1 protein-coding gene is annotated in these 522 nt (G+C 59.4%); it reads left to right on the top strand.

Annotation, left to right across the window (positions count from 1 at the left end; all coding sequences use genetic code 11):
* Positions 1 to 522, top strand: a 522-nt coding sequence (locus AACH06_RS30150) for a hypothetical protein (RefSeq protein ID WP_341429533.1), incomplete at both ends; no start/stop codon positions are given.

Below are 522 nucleotides of genomic sequence, written 5' to 3'. Positions count from 1 at the left end.
GGTGTTGCCAAATAACCTGGATGCCGGGCAGTTCAAGTTGCACCTGCGCACGGCCAACAGCGGGGAAGCCATAGCCACAAATGGCACGGCCAAGGTAGTGAACGTAGCAAACCAGGAGTTGGGGTACTACCGATTTGCCGTGGTGGCGGGTAAGGGCTACGGACTGGCGTTGGGTGATCTGGGGTTCACGCCGACAGGCACCGGACAGTACCTGAGGGCATACGTGTACCGACCGGACGGGACGCAGATATCGCAGTACTGCGATTTTTCCGTGTCGACGAAGGATTGCGACTGGTCTCCGGGCAATTTCAGTGAGGACGGGACCTACGGCCTGGTGTTTGTGCCGAAGTACGGGTACTCGGCCAGTTTCAGCGCGATGCTGAACAAGGACGTGACTGGCGAGTTGAAGGTTGATGCGTCGTCGGCGACGGAGGTGAACCTCAACGCGGGTCAGAACGCGAGGTACACATTTGACGGGGTGGCGGGGAGTGCGTTGCAGCTGCTGTGGACGAACAACACGCT

It is taken from the genome of Ideonella lacteola, assembly GCF_038066555.1.
In the GTDB taxonomy this organism is placed as follows: Bacteria; Pseudomonadota; Gammaproteobacteria; order Burkholderiales; family Burkholderiaceae_C; genus Ideonella; species Ideonella lacteola.
Note: the sequence above shows the minus strand (reverse complement) of the source record. Positions and strands in the feature narration are given on the sequence as shown.